At 61.9% G+C, this 1,539-nt stretch carries 2 protein-coding genes; one reads left to right on the top strand and one right to left on the bottom strand.

What is annotated here, in order from left to right; all coding sequences use genetic code 11:
* Nucleotides 1-206: 206 nt before the first annotated feature.
* Nucleotides 207-998, bottom strand: a complete 792-nt coding sequence (locus EOA29_RS36045; protein ID WP_126090420.1) for a cyclase family protein — start codon at nucleotides 996-998, stop codon at nucleotides 207-209.
* A gap of 117 nt (nucleotides 999-1,115) precedes the next feature.
* Here EOA29_RS36045 and EOA29_RS36040 point away from each other — a divergent pair.
* The coding region (locus tag EOA29_RS36040) for an NAD(P)/FAD-dependent oxidoreductase (protein ID WP_145970030.1) at nucleotides 1,116-1,539 on the top strand (424 nt) is incomplete at its 3' end.

Raw genomic sequence — 1,539 nt, 5'->3', positions numbered from 1 at the left:
CTCTTGGGGGGAGATTGGCTGTCATCGCGGCTTTCGCCAATCTCCAAGGTCGCAGGACAGTGCGAGACGCCAAAACTGCCAATCTCGGGGGAGATGTCCGGCAGGACAGAGGGGGGTGAGCGCCAGCCTTGCCAGGCTGCCACCCATCGCCGATCATCACTTCGTTGCCCACGAGCATGATCTTCTCCCGAAGACTGCCACCTCGCCTATTTGCCCGGCACCAGCGCCAGGGCGCGGATCGGGCTGCCGGTGCCGTGCTCGATCTTGAGTGGAGCGGCGATCAGGATCGCGCCCTTCGGCGGCAACTGGTCGAGATTGCAGAGGCTGGCGAGGCCGTAGCGGTTGGCCTTGTGCATCAGCGTATGCGCCGGGAATGGCGGCTCCATGCCGCCGGCCTTGCCGGCATCGGTGCCGATCGTCTCTGAGCCCCAGCCCTTGATATCTTTGCTGATCAGGAACTGGATGGCTTCCGCCGTCGGTCCGGGCGTATGCGGGCCGGTCTCATTGGCGTTGAGGAACTCGGCCTCAGAGCCGTTGCGCTTGTACCAGTCGGTTCGCATCACCACCCATTCGCCGGGGTTGATGGCGCCATGCTTGGCTTCCCAGGCCTTGATGTGATCGACGGTGAGCAGGAAATCGTGATCGGCGGCGGCTTCCTTCGAGCAGTCGATAACATTGACCGGGCCGACGAAATTCTGTGCCGGAATGGTGTCGGTGGCGCCGTCCGGATAGTCCTTGCCGGTGATCCAGTGCTGCGGCGCGTCGAAATGCGTGCCCGAATGCTCGCCGAGCTTGAGCCAGTTCCAGGCCCACCACGGACCGTTCTTGTCATATTTGGAGATGGAATGGATCTCGACCTTCGGCGTGTCGACGGCGAGTTCCGGCGGCAGCTTGATCAGCGGTGTGTCCGGCCCGAGAGGCGCCGACAGGTCGACCACCTTGATGGCGCCCGAGAGCAGCTGGCCGGCGACCTCGCCGAGGAGTTTTTGCGTATCCATGTCTCTGTTCCCTCTTGTTTGTAAGGATCAAGGCTCGTTGCGGCCCTTAATATCCTACTAGACGAAAACATATGCATCTGCAATTATCTTTAAGCATAAAGCTTTTTGGGGCGGGGCGTGAGCGAGTTCGACGCCATCTTTGTCGGGGCGGGCCACAACAGTCTGGCATGCGCCGCGCATCTGGCGCTCAAAGGCTGGAAAACAGCGGTTTTCGAACGCAGCCAGACGATCGGCGGTGCCGTCCGGACCGCTGAATATACGCTTCCCGGCTTCCGGCACGATTTCGGCGCGATGAATCTGAGCCTGTTCGCCGGCTCTGCCTTCCACCGGAAATATGCAAATGAATTGAAAAGCCACGGGCTGGAATTCGCACCCGTGGCCGACTGTTTCGCCAGCGCCTTCCCGGACGGCAAATGGTTCGGCGTCAGCAACGATCTCGAAAAGACCGCATCGCGGCTGACCGCCTTCTCCGCCGCCGACACCGCCGCATGGCGTCGGCTGGTCGGCGTCTTTCCGGGCGAGGCCGAACATCTGTTCCGTC

It is taken from the genome of Mesorhizobium sp. M1E.F.Ca.ET.063.01.1.1, assembly GCF_003998155.1.
Lineage (GTDB): Bacteria > Pseudomonadota > Alphaproteobacteria > Rhizobiales > Rhizobiaceae > Mesorhizobium.
This window is presented reverse-complemented; position numbering and strand designations above follow the sequence as displayed.

Excerpts from the sequence above, each read along its gene's own strand:
- EOA29_RS36045 (WP_126090420.1), bottom strand. The coding sequence starts at position 998 with ATGGATACGCAAAAACTCCTCGGCGAGGTCGCCGGCCAGCTGCTCTCG.